The following is a 19,260-nucleotide window of genomic DNA, read 5'->3' as shown; positions in this document are numbered from 1 at the left end:
TTGATTATCCTTTTTTTAGTTGTCTGAATTTGGCTCCCTGTCGTTCGGAAATCCTGACCACATCTCCCGATCTTAGCTGAACAAACATGCCTGTATTATCTTTTTTAATTTCACTAACATGATCCATATTGAACATTTGCCCACGACTTGCCCTAAAAAACATTTGGCAATCGGGATCGGCTTCTATTTTATTAAGGGATTTTTTAATAAGTAAAGTCTTTTCACCAAAATGAAGGCTGGCGTAATTTTCAACAGAGTTTATCAAATAAATGTCTTTCCATTTTACAAGATGGTAATCACCTTTGTCTCTAACAAAAACTGAGGGTTGCGGTGCGTGGTTTAAATTTTCGATTACTTTATCAATGGCTTTTGCAAAACGTTCAATTCTTACAGGTTTTAAAAGATAATCCATTGCATTAACCTCAAATGCTTTAATCGCATAGCGATCGAATGCCGTGATGAATATAACTTGGGGCATAAACTGTAATGTTTCCAGTAACTCAAAGCCCGAACGTCCTGGCATCTGAATGTCTAAAAAAATCAGGTCAGGTTTTAACAACTCGATCATGGATTCTGCTTCATCTGCATTGGCACTTTCTGCTAAAACTATTATTTGCGGATAATTGGCCAGCATGCGGATAATCTCCTGCCGGGCTGCACGCTCATCATCTATAATTATTGTTCTGATTGTTTTCATTGTGCAGGAATTTTAATCATCGCTTCAATACGACCTTCATTTTCATGAATTGAAACAGAGGCCTTGCCATTATATCCTATATCTAAACGTTCTTTCAAATTATGCAGGCCTATACCAATTGAGTTAGATTCTGGCAACAACAATCCAGGATTGGATACCAGAATATTGAGAAAGCCAGATTGCTCGGATACAGAAATCTCGATTTTTCCGCCTTCATTTATTAATGAAACCCCGTGTTTCACTGCATTTTCTACCAGGATCTGAATGGACAATCTTGGAACCTTAATTCCCGAAAGTGATACATCAAAGTCCAAATCATAACTCAACCGCTCTTCCATTCTTAGCTGTTCAAGTTCTAAATAGTCTCTTACCAGATCAATTTCTTCGTTTAACCGTATCATCATTTTATCGCCGCTGTAAAGGCCATTTCTTAAAAGTTCACTTAATAAATCTATGCCCCGCCCTGCCGAATCTGGATTTGAAAAAACCAATGATTTAATGGTGTTTAGTGCATTAAATAAAAAATGAGGATTGAGTTGTGCCGAAAGATTATCAAGCTGCGCTTGTTTGAAACTCAACTCAAGCCTTGCATTTTCTACCGATAGTCTTATTTCCCTTTTGGCATAATGATATAAATGGTAAGCTAAAAGCCATATAGCCATCAGACGTATACCCGCAATAAAAATATTTCCCCAGTTTGCTATAAAAAAATCAGGGAAGAACGAATCACTTAGGATAGAAAATAGAGATCTGATTAAATAAATTTTTGAAATGGTAACCGCCGTATAAATAATGGCCATTACTGGAATTGCTATAACCAGTCTTCGAATTAAATGTTGTAGAGGCAAATTTTGCCATTGGTTTTTTTGGGCAAAATTACGGTACAAATGCGTAATAAAAATATAAATACCCAAGTCAGAAGCAAAATATACCACAGCTAAATCCCACCTGAATCCAGCGTTTACCCAGCCCTGTAAAGACCAGTATAAGGAGGCTACAGACCATCCTATAATCTGGCACTGCCAGTAAAGAGATATATTGAGTTTCTTTTTCAATGCTTTTTGATTGAAAACAAAACAACGAAATCTAATCTGAAGAAAAAAAATAAAATACAGGAACGCAGATTTACGGGGATAAACGTTATTGCTGTAGCCCTTTCTTTGTGAAAAGAAATCCTATAAAAATGTATCCGTTCACAAGCCTTATTTGTTCATTAACCTATTTACCTTGCATTTATTTTTCTTCCAAAACGGATAAAATATTACCGGATGGGTCCTTAAACCAAGCTATGTGAGGGCCTTTATCTCCTTTAAAAATGCCCTTTTCATCCGTTTTCAGGTATGCTTCGTCATATTGTTCAAAGGTTATGCCTTTCTTAATCAAACCATCTACCGCATCATCTATATTTGCAACGCGAAAATTAAGCACCGTAAAAGTTGCAGGTTCATGGTTCGGTTTTGGGTAAATCATAATGTTTGAAGTTCCATCAAGATTAAGTTCTATAATACCCATTGGATTATCCTTAACGGTTAAACCAAGCATATTCTGATAAAAATCTTTTGCTTGTGCTATGTCGTTTACTGCAAACGAGCTAAAAGCTTTTGCGTTTTTTAACATCATTATTTTTTTTAATTAATATTTTCTTCAAGATTTCCAGGCATTTAGCAAGCGACGAATTACAATAATTTCGGCAATGTGATAGGCATTATGATCTGCTATTTGCAAAGCTTCCCGCAAAATGTTTTGTCCGCTGCCATTGGCAATGTTCTCAAAAACATCTTTTGATTCTATAAGCTTTATAAATTCATTTAAGTTATCCTCAATCTGCTTCAGGCAGTTTTTCCAGTCGTTTTCATTTTTCGGTGCAGGATCTTCAGGCCAATATTCATCAGGCCATTTTGGTGATTTATGATTGCCATCTTTACTAAATTCCAGCATATCCCATTGGGCAATTCGAATGTGCTCAACCAATTGCCAGATACTATAAGGAAGTTGGTGTGGTTTTTCACTTAGCAAATTAAATGGTAAACCGGCAACTGCATCTTTCAAGCCTACGTGTGCAGTACCACCGTTTAATACTTTTTTCAATTCGGCAATCAATATTTCTTTATTCTCCATATCAAACCTATAACTCCCTTATAAACAAACGTATTTGACTTCTGTTTTTTTCATTTGCTTATTAAACTATGGATTTGTAAAATCAATTGTGTTATTTTTGGAAATGACTTTCCATGAATCCTTTCCAATTCTTAATCACTATACTTACCTAAATACAGCAAATTCGGGTTTATTATCCACCAGTATTGCAAACTGGCGCCAGCAACATGATGCGGATTTTGTTCAAGGTGGCAGCCTTTTCCGAGCGGATAGCCTGAATATTATGGAAGAACTGAGGATTAATCTCGCTGATGTTTTTTCTTTACAAAAGGAAAATATATTTTTAAGTCCAAATTTTTCGATCGGATTTAATACCATTTTGGATGGTATTGATCAAAAGCATCGATTTCTGCTCTTAAAAGAGGATTATCCCTCTGTAAGTTATCCGGTTACAAGCAGAGGTTTTGAGTTTTTAGAAATTCCAATCGATGCAAACCTGGAAGAGCATATTTTAAGTTCTATTGAAAAATTTAAACCTACTGTTTTTGCCTTTAGCCTGGTTCAGTACATTAGCGGAATCAAGATGCAAAGTGATTTTATAAAAAATTTAAAGGCAAATTTTCCTGATTTGATTCTGTTTGCTGATGGTACACAGTTTTTAGGAACAAGCGTGTTTGATTTCGAAAAATCAGGCTTAGATGTTCTGATTGGAAGTGGCTATAAATGGCTTTTAGGTGGTTATGGAAACGCTTATATTTTCTTATCTGATGCGATGAAAAATAGTGTTTATGACAACAGAAAACAGTCGGTTTTGCCTACGGCCCCGTTTTTAAGTGGAAGGGATCATTTATCGCTTAGTTTAGAACCAGGTCATTTGGATAGTTTAAGTTTTGGCACCCTAAATCAGGGAATAAACTATTTAAAAAGCATTGGTTTTGATTTTATTGAAAAAATAACGCAGAAACTAACCGATAAAGCAAGGGTAGCTTTGCACGAAAAAGGCTTACTTGAAGATTGGGTAATGAAAAGAAAAGAACAATCGACTATTATGAGTATGCCTCTGCAAAAACCAATTGTAAGTAAACTGAAAGCGGAAAAAATTCTTTGTTCACCAAGAGGAACCGGAACGAGAATATCTTTTCATTTTTACAATACGGAAGAAGACCTGAATCGTTTAGTTGAAGTGCTACGCTAATTAGGCAACTTTCCAAACCGCATCCACAAAATATTTTTGCTGGTCGGAAAAGTATTGCACAACTTTAAAGCCGGTAAAACGGGCAAGTTCATCAATTTCTGTTAAAGAATACTTCTGCGAAATTTCCATGTAGATATATTCTCCATTTGAAAAATGTATAGTAGAATTGCCAATTTCTACGGTTTGGTTTTTCAAACTGATTAAATAACTTTTGCAGGCACCGGTTTCAGGATCATAACTTGCATAATGTTCAAAAGTATTTAAATCAAAGTTACCATCAAGTTCACGATTTATCCGGTTCAGTAAATTTAAATTGAAGGCCCGGGTAATCCCCGCTTTGTCATTGTAGGCATTTAATATTTGTTGTGGATTTTTCTTAAGGTCAAAGCCAACAATCAAAATATCATCAGGCGAGAGTATTTGTTTCAAACTGGTACAAAATTCCTTCGCTTCATCAGTGTTCATATTACCAATATTTGCCCCCATAAAAAGAACCACTTTTTTTCTGTCTGAAATTGCCGCAGCTTTTTTCAACATATCGAAGTAATCGCCATTTAAGCCCTGAAAATTCAAAGCCGGTAATTTCTGGGGTAGATTCATTTCCAGATCAGAAATTACATGCTCGGAAATATCAATTGGAAAATATTTAAAATTTAGATTTTTATCGATCAGTGTTTTCAGTAAATGAATAGATTTCGTAGCATCACCAGCGCCTAATTCAATTAAATCAAAAGCATTTCCATCACCCGATATGGTTTTAACAATTGCATCTGCCTGATGTTTCATAATTTCCATTTCGGCATTGGTCAGGTAATATTCTTCCATATTCATAATCTGCTGAAAAATGCGGTCGCCTGTTTCATCGTAGAAATATTTTGACGACATGCGCTTGGGCCGGGCATTTAATCCTTCCAAGGTTTCCTGAAGAAATTGAGTTTTGCTGACGGTTGTTTTTTCGGTAGAAATAATCATAAAAATTCTATTTAGCAAGGCGAATACCAGTGTATTGCCATCTTAAATGTGGATGAAAAAAGTTTCTATAAGTAATGCGGCCATGTCCTTCAGGCGTTGCTACTGATGCGCCACGTAACACCTTTTGATTAACCATAAATTTCCCGTTGTATTCGCCAATGGCGCCGGGTGCTTTACTAAAACCAGGATATGGTAAATAAGCGCTCTCCGTCCACTCCCATCGTTCGCCCCAATTAAAGTTTTTAGCCGCAATTTCCCACTCAAACTCAGTGGGTAAACGCATGCCTTTCCAACTGGCATATGCATAGGCTTCGTAATAACTAATATGTGTTACCGGCTGCTCCAGGTCAATTTCCTTTAAACCCTGTAAGGTATAATTCATCCATTTACCTTCAACCTTATACCAGTACATTGGTGTTTCAACCTTATTTGTGTTTATCCAATCCCAGCCTTCAGCATGCCAGAAATTAAAATTTTGATAACCGCCGGCTTCAATAAATGCAATAAAATCCCGATTGGAAACAAGCGATTCGCTTATCGAAAATTCATTCAAATAAACCTTATGCCTGTTGAGTTCATTATCAAAACAAAAATCACTTCCCCCATAACCAATTTCGTAAATTCCTTCTGCAATGGTCAGCATATTTTCAGCTGTTGCAAATGAAAAAGTTTCCATTTTAGAATCACTGTAAACCGGGAACAATGGATTATTACCCAAAATAAACTTAATATCGGTTAGCAGCAATTCCTGATGTTGTTGTTCATGATTAAAGCCAAGCGTAATCAGCTCCTGTACTTCTGCTGTAACCTCATTTGCCAGAAACTTAACCATCGCTTCGTCCACATAAGCTCTGTATTGGTAAACTTCGTTTACACTGGGTCTGCTTAAGTTTCCCCTATCTGTACGGATTACCCGATTCCCAACCGTTTCATAATAACTGTTAAATACAAAATTGTAATCCTCATTGTAAACAACATAGGCGGCCGAAAATGCTTTCAGAATAAATGTTTCGAAAAACCAGGTGGTATGCCCCAAATGCCATTTCGGCGGACTTACATCTGCTACTGGCTGAACTACATAATCTTCGGTTTGTAATGGTGAACAAAGTTGTTCAGAATACTTTCGGATGTTCAGGTATTTTTCAGCAAGGTTCATTAATTTTTATCGAGATAGTTCTTAAGGTCTGTAATCGTATTAACACCTATTTCTGCAGATTGTTTTTCCCTCATCATTAAAGCATAAGAATTATTAAAACCTATAGGTTTTAACCAGCTAATTTTATATTTCCTTCGAAATTCATCCTGTACATACTTGTAGGTTGCATCTTTATTGTGCACAATGTTTGCAATTAATTTAGCATTGGGTTTTAAAATTGCAAGTAATCCTGTTCCGGTATATTCAGGATAAAAATCAATCTGGTTGTTTATCAAAGCATCAAAACAAATTTTAGTACCGCCTAAACCTGTTTTAGTTTCTACCTCATAATCGGTATTCCCTTTAATCAACATGCTATAAATTTCGGCAAGAATATATTGTTCACCAAAAATTTTAGAGCCGATTTTAACCGTTCCTGCATTACCGTTTTTCGGTGATTTATATAAACCATTTTTAAGCAGAAAATCTTTAGCTACCCTACCTGGTGTTTGATGAAGATAATCGGTGCGGTAATTCAGATCTGTCATAATTGAATCTGTAATTTTTCCTGCTAAAAGATTTAAAACCTGCTCTAATGCAGGAAACTTTTCTAACGAGGATTGAAGTACAATTGGCGCGGCATAGTACGGAGGAAAAATTCCTTTATCATCTTTTAAAATTTTAAGCCCGAAGGCTTTTAACCTTCCATCAGTAGAGTAACCACTAACGACATCCAGTTCTTTGGAAAAAGCAGCTTTGTACATCACTGCGTCGCTAATTACAACCGTTTGGATTTTTAACCCATAAGCCGATTTCAGTCCCAAATCTCCATCTTGCCGCCCCATAAATTCGGGTGTAAAACCAGCCTTTAGGCCCGAACCATAGGCAGATGGTAAAATGTAAAGCGTGCTTAAAACAATAAGTACAACCGGAAAAGCAATTAAAACTTTCCTGAGCTTTTTAACATTAAGTTTTTGAATAAAAGAAAGTAAACCATCGAGTATAATAGCAAGCAAGGCCGCAGGAATGGCGCCGGCCAAAATCATATTTGTGTTGTTAAGAGAAATCCCACCAAAAATAAATTCGCCCAGCCCCCCGGCTGCTATGTAAGATGCCAAAGTGGCTACGCCAACATTAATAACAGTTGCTGTACGGATGCCAGCCAGGATAACGGGCATTGCCAATGGTAGTTCTATTTTAAACAGGATCTGGATTCTGCTCATGCCTAAAGCTTTTGCAGCTTCGGTAATGTGTTTATCAATGCCGATAATACCCGTATAAGTATTGCGGATAATGGGAAGCAATGCATAAATTAACAAGGCTACAATTGCAGGTTTTGCTCCAATACCTAAAACCGGGATCATAAAACCCAAAAGCGCAATACTGGGTACGGTTTGTAAAATGCCCGCTATGCCTAAAACTACTCCAGCTAATTTACGTTTTCTGGCGATTAAAATACCCAGCGGCAGCCCTACTGCAATGGCTAAAAGCAGCGATATAAAGGTTAAGCCAATATGCTGCAAGGTTTGATTAAGCAATTTGTCTGATTCCATGGAGATGAATTGCCATAGTGTTTGTTGCTCATCCATGATTTCCAGCGTTTTTGTACAGATTAAAAGCCTTTGTTAAATCATTAAAACCTACCAATTTAATTTCGCCCTTACAATTAGAAAATGTAAGCGTACCAGTAGGTATTAAATGAAGTTTTTCCATTGCTTCCCATACACTGAGATCGGGGTTTAAACCTTTAACATCTTGCTGGGTTGCATCAGGAAGATTAGACCAAATGTGTTTAATTTGGATGACTTTAAATTCTAAGGCTAATCGCTGCCCATCTAAAAACTTTCTTGCAAACGCGTTCGCGGGATTAAAAAGCAATTCAGCAGGCGTACCAATTTGCATAATCTCGCCTTTATCCATCAAACATATTCTGTCAGCAAGTTCAAAAGCTTCCTGCACATCGTGCGTAACCATTACAATGGTTTTCCTTTTCAGTTCTTCTAAATCTTTAAACTCTTGCTGAATGCTGGCCCTCGTTACGTTGTCGAGTGCGCCAAAAGGTTCGTCCATTAATAAAACCGCGGGGTTTGCAACCAAGGCCCTGGCCAAACCTACTCTTTGCTGCTGCCCGCCACTCAGTTCGTTAGGGAAAAGTTTAAGGCTATTTTCAGGAAGGCGAAGTTTTTCTACAAGTTCCTGCACCCTGCTTGCTGTTTTATTTTTATTCCAGTTTAATAATCTGGGTACAACAGTAATATTTTCTTCTACGGTATAATGAGGAAAGAGGCCAATATTTTGCATTACATAACCAATCCCCCTTCTCAGTTCTTCGGCATTTTGCTGCTTAATATTATGTCCGTTAATGATAATTTGGCCCGCATCCGGCTCAATAAGACGGTTAATCATTTTAAGCGTTGTGGTTTTACCGCAACCACTTGTACCTAATAAAACCAGGTTTTCTTCTTCTTTTACTTCAAAAGAAATTTGATTTACAGCAGTGGTTTCACCATATTTTTTACTTACACCTTTGAGTTCAATCATTCTTTAATCTTCAATTTTCATAAAAAGATTATTCAGCGATTCTGAATATGTTGGATGTGCAAACACGCAATATCGTATTCTATCATAGGTAATTTCGCCTTCCATAGCCATTTGAAGTACCGACATAATTTCGCCCCCTTCTGAAGCTAAAATTGCAGCACCCAATATTTTCTTGCTTTTCACATCAACAATTGCTTTCATTAAACCTTGTGTTTCGCCAGTCTCAATACCTCGTGCAACAGATGACATGGGTAAAACCACTACTTTATAGTTCAGTTTTTTATCCTTTGCCGCTCTTTCCGAAATTCCTATCCGCCCCAGTTGTGGATCAGTAAACATACAATAAGGTATTGGCCGGTCGCTTATATTATAATTTGTTCCTTCCATTAAATTTCGGTAAACAATGGTAAAATCGTTATAAGCAATATGGGTAAAAGCAGGTCCGCCCTTTACATCTCCCAATGCATAAATTCCTTTTACATTGGTTTCCAGTTTTTCATTAACAATTATATATCCTTTATCATCCGTTTTTACACCGCATAACTCTAAATCCAGCAACTTGGTTTGCGGTATCCTTCCTGCAGCAATTAATACATGACTGGCTTTTATACGCCTCGCATTTGCACCAGATTTTAGTTCAACCTCGAATTCATTTTTCTTTTTCGAAGTAAACTTATTCACCTCTACATTTGTAATAATTTCTATTTTTTCTGATTCCAGTATTTCGGTTAATGCTACAGAAATATCCTGATCTTCTTTGGATAAAATAGAGGCCGATTTCTCCAGAATCGTCACTTTGCTACCAAAGCGGTTAAACATTTGGCCAAACTCCAACCCAATATAATTACCACCGATAACCAACAAATGTTCTGGTACTTTCTCTAAATCAAGGATACTTGTTGAAGTTAAGAAATTTGTTTCGTTTATTCCTTCTATCTCCGGAATTGCGGTTTTAGCGCCTGTATTAATAAAAATCCAGTCTGCAGTAATTATTTCTTGTTTTCCATCAGCCAAAGAAATGGTGATTTCTTTCTGTCCACTAAACCTGGCTGTTCCCATATAAAGCTTTAAGCCTTTGGTTGATGCAATTCCTTTTTCTGCTGAAGTTCTGAATTGTTTAACAATTTCATCTTTGCGTTGCTTAATCTTTTTTAAATTAACCTTTAACGCTCCTGTATCTATACCCAGTTGAGCAGATTTTCCGGCTTGATAAGCCATTTTAGCCGATGCAACCATGGCTTTTGTTGGTGTACAGCCATCATTAATACAAGTGCCACCAATAAATCTTTTTTCGATAATCGCAGTTTTTTTACCCGCTAATGCCAACTTTTTAGCCAATGGAACACCGGCTTGCCCGGCACCAATAATAATTGCATCATAATGTTTCATTGCTTCATAATTAACCCGGGTAAATCATAAAAACTTCCGGTACATTAAAACAACCAAAATATCAAGTCAATGTTTGGAAAGTATGAATAAAATAATGCGTATTAATTACCTCAGTTGGCTGGTGACAATAACTAAAAATTAAATTAAAAACCACTAACTACTTTAAGTTGGTTGGTGAGAACACCAACCATACATTGATCTTCACTGCTTTAATTTTTTATCCTTCTTCTTTCTTCCTTATTCATACCATTAATACTTTTAGGTTTGCCTTTTTTTGAACCAAAGGTGTACGATAAACTTAGCAATACACGTCTGGTATCTCGTCCACTTTCCAGTTGATAATCCATATTGGCATAATCAGTAATTACACGGGTTTTCCTGGTTTTAAAAACATCATCAAAAGAAAGTTTAGCATTTAGTTTATTGGAAAAAAACTTGTTTTGGAGGCCTGTATTAATAAAATAAACAGGTTTGAAATAAAAAATGCCATTGTAGGCAGAAGATCTGTAGTTAAATGATATGGTGGCATAAAGATCTTTTATTACTTTAAAATTTTGTTCAGTAAAAACATTCACTGTAAATTTACTATTATCTAATCTTTGCCCGGAAAGTTCGGATTGATAAGTATTCTGATAACCTTCTAAATACGTATAACTATCCCACCACTTTGTAAAAGTAACCGGTGCAGAAATACTCAAGCTATAATTTTTAAGCTTGTTAAGATTTTCAAGGGTTGAATAGGTAATCTTCGTTTCATCATCCTGTTGGGTTATTTGGGTAATTACATCCTTCGTATTGCTAAAACCTGCTGTTAAAGTAAATTCTTTATAGGTATAACTCAGCTGAAAATTATCCGTAAACTGAGGTTTTAAAAATGAATTACCAACGGTATACGTATACTGATCGTTGTAATAAACAAATGGATTAAGATCTTGATAGTCGGGCCTGTCTATTCTTCGGGAATAATTCAGATTGATTTGATTATTGGCATTAATTTCCCTTTGAATAAACAAACTTGGAAACAGGTTCGTATAAGACCTGTTAACCATAACATTATTCGTAACTGAGTTGGCGGCAGATTTTGTTTGCTCTAATCTAAAACCCAGCTGAATTGTATATTCAGAAATCTTCTTTGAAAAATTCAGATAACTTGCATAAATGTCTTCCTTATATTTAAAATAGTTGGAACGGTTTGTATTTAAGATAAATTCATTATTAGTGATAGAACCAAACTGATAATTATTATCAGATTCAACATTAGAATATTTAAGCCCGGCCTCATAATCAATGGCTAAGAAAAGCGCACCATTAAGATCTATCTGAGTACTGAAAATATTAATTTTAGTTGGCGTTATATTGCGTAGTAAATCTGGGTTTCTTTTAACCCTGCCATTAAAATCGTAATAATTATTGAGCAGATTACCTAATCCATCCCGGTTGTAAGTAGAATAATTAATTTCGGCATGCAATTTACCTCCAGCAGTATCTGTTTTTAGTTCGTAGCTTAGTCCACTACTAAACAACCTTGTTTTATTACGTTCTGCATTGTTAACCACCAAAGATGAATCTAATTGACTTGGTGGCGTAGCAATCCGGGTAGTATTAAGTTCATTTACTTTATTGCTATTGGAAAAACCATCTGCAGAGAAACCAATCTTATTTTTACTGTTCAGATCGATTATGCCATTAACATTGTATGCACTGCCAGCATCTTTAATTTGGCCTTCACTCAACTGGCTAAAGTTATAGATGTTTTCATCGTTAGTTACTTTCCTTTTTAAATCCGAGAATCGAAAGGTTTTATTGTTGGTGTAAAAATAAGATGCAGAAAGACTCACATTTTTTTTATTGACAGATAGATTTATCCCGTCATTGGTTAAGAAATATTTACCGACACCAACACTTGAACTAATTGAAGCGGAATAAAGGTCTTTCAGATTTTTCTTTGTGTTAATTATAATAATCCCTGAGTTTCCCGCAGCATCAAATCTTGCAGATGGATTGGCTATAATATCAACAGTGCTTACATTGGTACTGGGCATAGATTTTAGCATATTGGCCAGGTCGGAAGCAGATAAATAAGATTGTTTCCCGTTTAGATATACCCGAACGCCTTGCTTCCCTCTTAACGAAATATTCCCACCGGCATCAACAGTAAGGCCTGGTAGTTTTTGAAGCATATCAAGAACATTGCCACTGTTGCTTACAATACTATTCTCTACATTAACAGTGATTCTGTCATTCTTTTGAACAATAAAACGCTTTTTGGCTGTTATTTGAACATCTTTTAAATTTGTTTTTTCTTCTTCTAAAATGATGCTTTCGAAATTAAGCGGTTTGGAAATTACCCAGGTACTGGAAATGTAATTCTTAAAACCTATCAATTTAGCAATTAAAAAAGCTTCATCCGTTGAACTATCGGATATGCTTATCTGAAAATTACCCGATTTATCGGTAGCACCATAAGCAATTAAGGTTGAATCAGCTGTTTTTCTAATGGCTACATTTACATCAACTAAGGCTATCCCTGCTCCATCGAGTACCTGACCTTTAATAATTTTTGTTTGTGTATAACCTGAAAATGAATAAAATAAAATAAAAAGGATGAATAATAATTTATGCAATATTCTTTTCATAAGCTGGATCGAGTTGTCTAAATTGTTCCAGGATCGGCAGATATATTGGATCAGCAGTTACATTCATTTTGTTTATGATGCTATTTCGGACATCAAGATAAGTTAATTGTTTTATTTCTAAATCTGCTCTATCCGCAGGTTTAAGACAACCAATAATTGCATTTTGGATATGAGTGATAATTTTTGTTAAATCCTGACAATATACAGAGGGATTATTAAATCCATTTTCCTTACTGTAACGGTCGGGTAAGAAACCGCCACCGCATACATTTTTAATTGGGCAACAACTGCACTGTTTGCATAAAAGCTGGTGGCTCATACTGTATACCTGGGCCAGTTCATTTTCTAAAGCATCGTCAATATCATGTGTTAGTACATTAACTCCATTTTTTGTAAATCCGTTACCGCAGGCTTTTAGCGAATCTACGGCTTCAATACCGCCATTAGTTTCGATCACTAAAATTTCATTTTTTTGACCGCCCAAATATTCAAATGGCACATCCATTCCTAAAATACAGGCTATAATTACATCAAAAAACCGGATTTCGGGTCTGGGTTTTTTTTCATAAAACCATTGATTAAAAATTGCAATCAGCCAGTCTCCATAAGGAGTTTCTTCTGCATTTAAATTCCTTTCATAAAGGCTTAAAGGTTTACTATCGTGAACTTTATGAGGAAGAATAAAATCGACACTTTGCACACCCAAACTTTTAAAGTGATTATATACTTCTATCGGATCAGATTCGACGTTAATTACGGACAAGATATTTGGCGAATAATTGAGTGTTTTGGAATTTTGGGCTGTTTTTAAACCATTTACTATTGCATTATAAGATCCTCTTCCGGCATGATCTACTCTAAATTTATCATTTGCTTCGGGCGTACCGTCTAAACTTACCGCAATAAAAATGTCAAGCCGTGCAAATAAATCACACCATTCATCACTAATCAAAATGCCATTTGTTTGCAGTGTATAGGATACCTGAATATGCGGAGGTAAAATTTCTTTAACTTTTTGAGTAAATTTAATAAAGAATTCCGGGCCAGCCAATAACGGTTCTCCCCCATGAAAACTAAAATCAAAAACATTGATTTTGTGTTCAAGGCAGTGGGTTTTAATTCGATTTAACAGTGCATCAACTGTTTTATCCGACATAACTTTAGGCTGCTTTTTGTAAGTATCGTCTCCAACGTTATACATGATACAATAAGAACAATTTAAATTGCATCTGCTCGCGATTTTCAAAACCACGAAATTACATTTTAATTTTGCTGCCTGTTCCATAATTACACCCTCCATTATTTTATGCTAAAATTTGATTCAAGTTTATCTTTAATCGAGAACCGGTCGTTTGTTAATTCAACTGATAATTCTTGTCTTAATAATTTATTATCGGAGTTTAAAAATTTCCGTAATTCATCGTTGTCGCTAAGTTTTGCATCCGCTACTATATATTCTTTTTTTCTAAAAACATTATAAACAGTTCCAATTAACCTGTACTTTTTAGAGGCGCTATAAAATGTAATGGTTATGGTTTTAATATTATTCAGATAACGTTCGTTAAGACTGTTTTTATCAAACTGTAGCTTACAGATCAGGCTTCCATTTTTTTTACTTAAAATGCCCGAACTTACTACCGCCTGATTATCGGCTTCTTGCACTATACTTGCTTTTACAGTAAGATTTTTAGGATAGGGTGTAATGGAAATCATTAAACACACCCCTACAATCGTCGCCAATAAAATTCCCAAACAATACCATAAGATTTTTTTGGGTACACCTCCAATAAGCTCATTCACTTCATGGGTAGTAAAACTAAGTTTTGCGGTTTCCATATCGTTAAGTTAATTGGCCAGTTCTAATTGATTTTTGACGAGTTCATAATATGCACTACGTTTTGTGGTTAATGAAGCATGATTTCCTTGTTCTATAATTTTTCCTTTTTCCATAACGATGATTTGATCGGCATTTTTAACCGTGCTTAAACGGTGTGCTACAACCACCACGGTTCTACCTTTAAAAAACTGATTCAAATTATTTATGATTACTTTCTCGTTGTTGGCGTCCAGGGCATTTGTTGCCTCATCAAATAAAATCACATCGGGATGCTTATAAATGGCCCTGGCAATAAGCAAACGTTGGGTTTGCCCTTGACTAAGTCCTATCCCATCCTGACCAATTTTTGTATTATGCTCTAATGGAAGTGCGCAGATAAAATCATTGCAATTGGCCAGATTTATGGCGTTTCTTAAATGATTTTCATTGATATTTTCTTCAAGGGCTATATTGCGTGCAATGGTATCGGCGAAAATAAATCCATCCTGCATAACCACCCCACATTTGCTTCTCCATTCTGCACTATCCAAATCATCAAGGTTATTTTTATCAATGGTAATCAACCCTTTTTGAGGACTGTAAAATTTTAAAATCAATTTAAGTAAAGTTGTTTTTCCACTTCCGCTGGTACCCACAATTGCTGTTAATTTTCCGGATGGAATTTTTAGGGATAGGTTTTCAAGCACAGATCTTGTTTGCCCGGGATAACAAAAAGAAACATTGTTAAAAGTTATTTCTTTATTTTCAATATCTGAACTGAATATAGATGGCAGATTTTCATCTTCTTCATCTTTTTTAAGATGGATTTCTCCTAACCTTTCAAGACTTATTTTCGCATCCTGAAAAGCGTAAATAAAATCAATAAGATCGTAGATTGGAGCACTCATTTGTCCGAGAATGTATATAATTGCCATCATTACACCAATGGTCATATCTCCATCTATTACTGCTTTAGCCGCTATAAACGTTGTAAGTATAATTTGGAGCTGACCGATTAACCTCGAGCCCCCATGTTGTAACTGTTTAAGCGATACTATTTTTAAATTGGTTTTAAATATTGCTGCCTGAATTTTTTGCCATTGCCAGCGCTTCATGCGTTCAATATTATTCAACTTAATCTCTTGCATGCCGGTAATGAGCTCAATTAAGATATTCTGTTCCGATGTTAATCTTGAAAATAGTTTATTGTTTAAGTATCGTCTTCTTTTTAAAGAGCTTAGTACCAATACAAATTCAATGGCAGTACCTAAAAATACAATCAGAAAAATAGTTGAGTTATAATATAAAAGCGTGCCCCCAAGAACCAGGACTGAAAAAAATGAAAAAATAGACGTTAACAGGTAATTGGTAAAAAAGTCTTCAATCCGTTTGTGGTCCCTAATCCGCTGGGTTAAATCTCCCGTAAGCTTTACATCAAAAAAGGAGATTGGCAGTTTCATCAGTTTAAAAAGAAAATCTGAAATGATGAAAATATTGATTCTTACACTAATGTGCACCATAATAATCGACCGGATATACTCTACAGATACTAAACTGACGATTAATACGAGTTGGGAGCACAAAATCAGGTTGATAAAACCAATATTTTTATTGCCAATTCCATAATCTATAATGGATTGTGTTAAAAATGGAAATACCAGTTGCAACAGGCAGCCTACTAAAAGACTTATGCAAACATACATTAGCGATTTCTTAAACTGCATTAAGTATTTAAGAATAAAGCTAATGTTAGCCTTATTTACTGTCGCCTCTCCTTTTTGCGAAAAGAAATCTGGTGTAGGATCAAGCAACAGCAGAATTCCTTTTTCTTTTCCTTGTACGATATCGCAACCCCAACCTCTTAAAAACTCTTCGTGACTGTAAGAGATCAAACCAAACGAAGGATCAGCAGCATATACCTTTTTATCTGTTATTTTATATATAACGATAAAATGGTTTTGATTCCAGTGGGCAATAGCCGGTAATGGTGCTTCTGCTTTGAGCTTTTCGAAATCTACCTTTACGGCCAAAGATCTAAAACCAATGTGTTCCCCTATTTTACTAATACCATTTATGGATATACCCTCTTTTGATAAATTGCCTTTTTCGCGCAAAGTTTGAAGTGAATAATCTTTACCATAAAACTTGGCGATCATCCTTATGCATGTAGGCCCGCAATCTTTAGAGTCAAATTGTTTATAGAATGGGAAACGATATCTAAGCATATTTTTTGCTTTTAGGCCGGAAACCTTCTAAATAATCAGTCCATTCTGGTTCTGTTGATGAAACAATTTCCTGTTTAATCATTAACTGAGCCTGTTCGTATTTTACCAATTTCAAATCAAACTCTTCAAGCAGGTGTGCAGGTATTTCATTAAAAACTACATTTTGAATATGTGTAATTAATTTCATTAGATCGTTACAGTAAATAGACGGGTTATTAAAACCCATTTCATTACTAAACCGGTGTGCTAAATAACCACCTCCGCATATATTTTTAACCGGGCAATTCATGCATTGTTTACAAAGCAACTTATGGCTTAGGTTACAAAGCTGTGCCAGTTCCTTATTAAATGCTTCGCTTATTCTGCTGGTTAATATATTCGCATTCATTTTCGTAAATCCATCGCCACAAACTTTTAAAGAATCTATAGGTTCAATACCGCCATCTGTTTCGATAACTAATACCTGATGGTTTCCTACTCCAAGTGCATCATTTCCTTCATCTGTGCCTCTACCCAGAATAAGCATCATAATGGTTTCGAAAAAACGTATTTTTGGTTTCTGGCCTTTTTCAAAAAACCAGAGATCGAATATTTTGATAAGCCAGTCTGCGTAAGGTGTTTGGCTTTCAAATAATGAATCCCACCGAGGCGTATTATGGGTAGCATCCGGAAGGATAAAATCAACATATCCAATCTCAATAGATTTTAAAAAATCATATGTAGCAAGCGGATCGGTTCCTATATTAATAAAAGTTACGATCCCAGGTTTATTTTTCAAATAGGTTTTCGCCGTTTGATAGCCTTTCATTACAGCATCAAACGATCCGTTTCCTTTATGGTCGAGCCTGTATTTATCGTTCTCATTTTTATTACCATCTAAGCTTATTCCAATACCAATATTTAATTTTTCGAAAAGCTCGCACCATGCTTTTGTTATGAGCATACCGTTTGTTTGGAGCTTAAAATTAACCTTTATTGAGGAATGCAATATTTCGAAAGTACTGTTAACAAAAAACTCATATAATTTAGGGCTGGCCAACAAAGGTTCTCCACCATGAAACACAAAAGTAAATTCATCAAGGTTATGTTCTTCGCAATGTTTTTTAACTTCCTGAAGGAGTGCCGTTATAACCTCCTTACTCATAAATTTGGGTTGATTTTTATATGTATTATCGCCCATATTATACATATAGCAGTAACTGCAATTTAAATTGCATCTGCTGGCAATTTTTACCACGAGATGCTTGCATATCAATTTTCCGGAGTTGATCATAACTATCTGTTCAATTAACCTGCAAATAATTCGAGTTCTTTATCTTCTGCAGAAAGCAAATGCTCATTGGCTTTTAGCATTTCTTTTGCTTTTTCAAAACTTAAACGGGTAACACCAGCTTCGGTTAGCAACGCCTGCGGAACAGCGTCAAACAGTTTATTTTGAATGTGTGTAATTAGTTTTAGTAAATCCTTACAATATACCGATGGGTTATTAAATCCATTTATTTTACTAAATCTGTGCGGGAGGTAGCCACCACCACAAATATTTAAGATTGGGCAGGCTTTGCAAAATTGACATATTTTTTGTCCACTGAGGTGGAACAACAAGCCCAAATCATTATCAAATGCTTCATCAAGCTCATTTCCGATTACATTGATTCCAATTTTAGTAAAACCATTTTTACAAATCTTTAATTGCCCAACTGGCTCAATGCCTCCATTGGTTTCAATAACTAATAATTCTTTATTGGTACCCCCAAGTATATCGCACTGGTCGCCTTTACCCAAAATTGCGCTTACCAAAGATTCAAAAAGATTAACCCCAAATGGTTTTTTTTCAGCAAACCATAAATCAAAAATCTGAATAAGCCAATCGGCATAAGGCCGATCTGAAAGATGTTCAGGTTTTAGCGGTGGACTATCGTAATTTGCATCGGGAATTAGAAAATCTACATTATGTGGATTGATTTTCAGAAAATGATTATATACCTCAACAGGATTAGATTTTATATTAATAACCGATAACAGCCCGGGTGGATTTAATAATTTTTCTGAAACCATAGCAGTCTCAATTCCTCTTATAATCTCCGCATAAGACCCTTTTCCGGCATGATCTACCCGATACATATCATTAATTTCCGCCGTTCCATCCAAACTTATCCCTAAGTGAATATTTAGCTCGCCCAATAAATTACACCATTCATGATCTAACAGCGTACCGTTGGTTTGAATAGAAAATATCGGTGTAGTAAACGGAAGCAATATCTGGTTTGCTTTACGCACAAATTTTTTAAAAAAATCATGACCAACCAACAAGGGCTCTCCACCATGAAAATTAAAGTCAAAAACTTCAATACTGTGTTTAATGCAATGATTTTTCACCTTTTGCAAAAGTGCATCAACCACTTCGTCTGACATTACTTTAGGTTGGTTACGATAAGTACTATCGCCCAGATTATACATATAACAATAGGTGCAATTTAGGTTACATCTACTGGCTATTTTCAATACAAGTAAGGAGCATTTTGTTGCAACTGAACTATCTAAAGTTTTCATAGAAATG

16 protein-coding genes are annotated in these 19,260 nt (G+C 35.5%); 1 reads left to right on the top strand and 15 read right to left on the bottom strand.

Annotation, left to right across the window (positions count from 1 at the left end):
• Positions 1-4 precede the first annotated feature (4 nt).
• From R2Q77_RS07665 to R2Q77_RS07650, 4 genes are all read right to left on the bottom strand, one after another.
• On the bottom strand, positions 5-697 hold the full coding sequence (locus tag R2Q77_RS07665) for a LytR/AlgR family response regulator transcription factor (protein ID WP_316803131.1): 693 nt from the start codon (positions 695-697) through the stop codon (positions 5-7).
• Positions 694-1,752 (bottom strand): sensor histidine kinase, encoded by a 1,059-nt coding sequence (locus tag R2Q77_RS07660; RefSeq protein WP_316803130.1) that lies wholly within the window; start codon positions 1,750-1,752, stop codon positions 694-696. Before R2Q77_RS07660 ends, R2Q77_RS07665 begins: the two co-directional genes overlap by 4 nt.
• 178 nt (positions 1,753-1,930) lie before the next feature.
• Positions 1,931-2,317: a VOC family protein gene (locus R2Q77_RS07655; RefSeq protein WP_316803129.1), complete on the bottom strand. Its 387-nt coding sequence runs from the start codon at positions 2,315-2,317 to the stop codon at positions 1,931-1,933.
• A gap of 24 nt (positions 2,318-2,341) precedes the next feature.
• Positions 2,342-2,815 carry a DinB family protein gene (locus R2Q77_RS07650; protein ID WP_316803128.1) on the bottom strand — a complete coding sequence of 158 codons (474 nt, stop codon included), beginning with the start codon at positions 2,813-2,815 and terminating at the stop codon, positions 2,342-2,344.
• A gap of 103 nt (positions 2,816-2,918) precedes the next feature.
• Here R2Q77_RS07650 and R2Q77_RS07645 point away from each other — a divergent pair, with 103 nt between their 5' ends.
• Positions 2,919-3,989 carry an aminotransferase class V-fold PLP-dependent enzyme gene (locus R2Q77_RS07645; RefSeq protein WP_316803127.1) on the top strand — a complete coding sequence of 357 codons (1,071 nt, stop codon included), beginning with the start codon at positions 2,919-2,921 and terminating at the stop codon, positions 3,987-3,989.
• Here R2Q77_RS07645 and egtD read toward each other — a convergent pair whose 3' ends face one another.
• The 11 genes from egtD to R2Q77_RS07590 form a co-directional block, all read right to left on the bottom strand.
• The gene (gene egtD / locus R2Q77_RS07640; RefSeq protein WP_316803126.1) at positions 3,990-4,961 is read right to left on the bottom strand and encodes an L-histidine N(alpha)-methyltransferase; all 972 of its coding nucleotides are present in this window, start codon (positions 4,959-4,961) and stop codon (positions 3,990-3,992) included.
• A 7-nt stretch (positions 4,962-4,968) separates the two neighbouring features.
• Positions 4,969-6,117 carry an ergothioneine biosynthesis protein EgtB gene (egtB, locus tag R2Q77_RS07635; protein ID WP_316803125.1) on the bottom strand — a complete coding sequence of 383 codons (1,149 nt, stop codon included), beginning with the start codon at positions 6,115-6,117 and terminating at the stop codon, positions 4,969-4,971.
• A complete protein-coding gene (locus tag R2Q77_RS07630; RefSeq protein WP_316803124.1) occupies positions 6,117-7,685 on the bottom strand; it encodes an ABC transporter permease/substrate-binding protein in 1,569 nt (522 codons plus the stop codon). The genes egtB and R2Q77_RS07630 overlap by 1 nt, the downstream gene beginning before the upstream one ends.
• Positions 7,678-8,637 (bottom strand): ABC transporter ATP-binding protein, encoded by a 960-nt coding sequence (locus tag R2Q77_RS07625; protein ID WP_316803123.1) that lies wholly within the window; start codon positions 8,635-8,637, stop codon positions 7,678-7,680. The genes R2Q77_RS07630 and R2Q77_RS07625 overlap by 8 nt, the downstream gene beginning before the upstream one ends.
• A gap of 3 nt (positions 8,638-8,640) precedes the next feature.
• Positions 8,641-10,026 carry a mercuric reductase gene (locus tag R2Q77_RS07620; RefSeq protein ID WP_316803122.1) on the bottom strand — a complete coding sequence of 462 codons (1,386 nt, stop codon included), beginning with the start codon at positions 10,024-10,026 and terminating at the stop codon, positions 8,641-8,643.
• Between the two features lie 209 nt (positions 10,027-10,235).
• On the bottom strand, positions 10,236-12,662 hold the full coding sequence (locus R2Q77_RS07615) for an outer membrane beta-barrel family protein (RefSeq protein ID WP_316803121.1): 2,427 nt from the start codon (positions 12,660-12,662) through the stop codon (positions 10,236-10,238).
• Positions 12,643-13,947, bottom strand: coding sequence for a radical SAM protein (locus R2Q77_RS07610; protein WP_316803606.1), 1,305 nt, complete (start codon positions 13,945-13,947; stop codon positions 12,643-12,645). The genes R2Q77_RS07615 and R2Q77_RS07610 overlap by 20 nt, the downstream gene beginning before the upstream one ends.
• Before the next feature lie 14 nt (positions 13,948-13,961).
• Complete coding sequence (locus R2Q77_RS07605; RefSeq protein WP_316803120.1) at positions 13,962-14,498, bottom strand: hypothetical protein; 537 nt, start codon at positions 14,496-14,498, stop codon at positions 13,962-13,964.
• 9 nt (positions 14,499-14,507) lie between these two features.
• Positions 14,508-16,703, bottom strand: a complete 2,196-nt coding sequence (locus R2Q77_RS07600) for a peptidase domain-containing ABC transporter (protein WP_316803119.1) — start codon at positions 16,701-16,703, stop codon at positions 14,508-14,510.
• Positions 16,696-17,976, bottom strand: a complete 1,281-nt coding sequence (locus R2Q77_RS07595; RefSeq protein ID WP_316803118.1) for a radical SAM protein — start codon at positions 17,974-17,976, stop codon at positions 16,696-16,698. The genes R2Q77_RS07600 and R2Q77_RS07595 overlap by 8 nt, the downstream gene beginning before the upstream one ends.
• Before the next feature lie 14 nt (positions 17,977-17,990).
• A complete protein-coding gene (locus R2Q77_RS07590) occupies positions 17,991-19,253 on the bottom strand; it encodes a radical SAM protein (RefSeq protein WP_316803117.1) in 1,263 nt (420 codons plus the stop codon).
• Positions 19,254-19,260: the final 7 nt, after the last annotated feature.

It is taken from the genome of Pedobacter nototheniae, assembly GCF_032678625.1.
GTDB lineage: Bacteria > Bacteroidota > Bacteroidia > Sphingobacteriales > Sphingobacteriaceae > Pedobacter > Pedobacter nototheniae_A.
The sequence above is the reverse complement of the archived record's forward strand: the minus strand, read 5'-3'. Positions and strand labels throughout refer to the sequence as shown.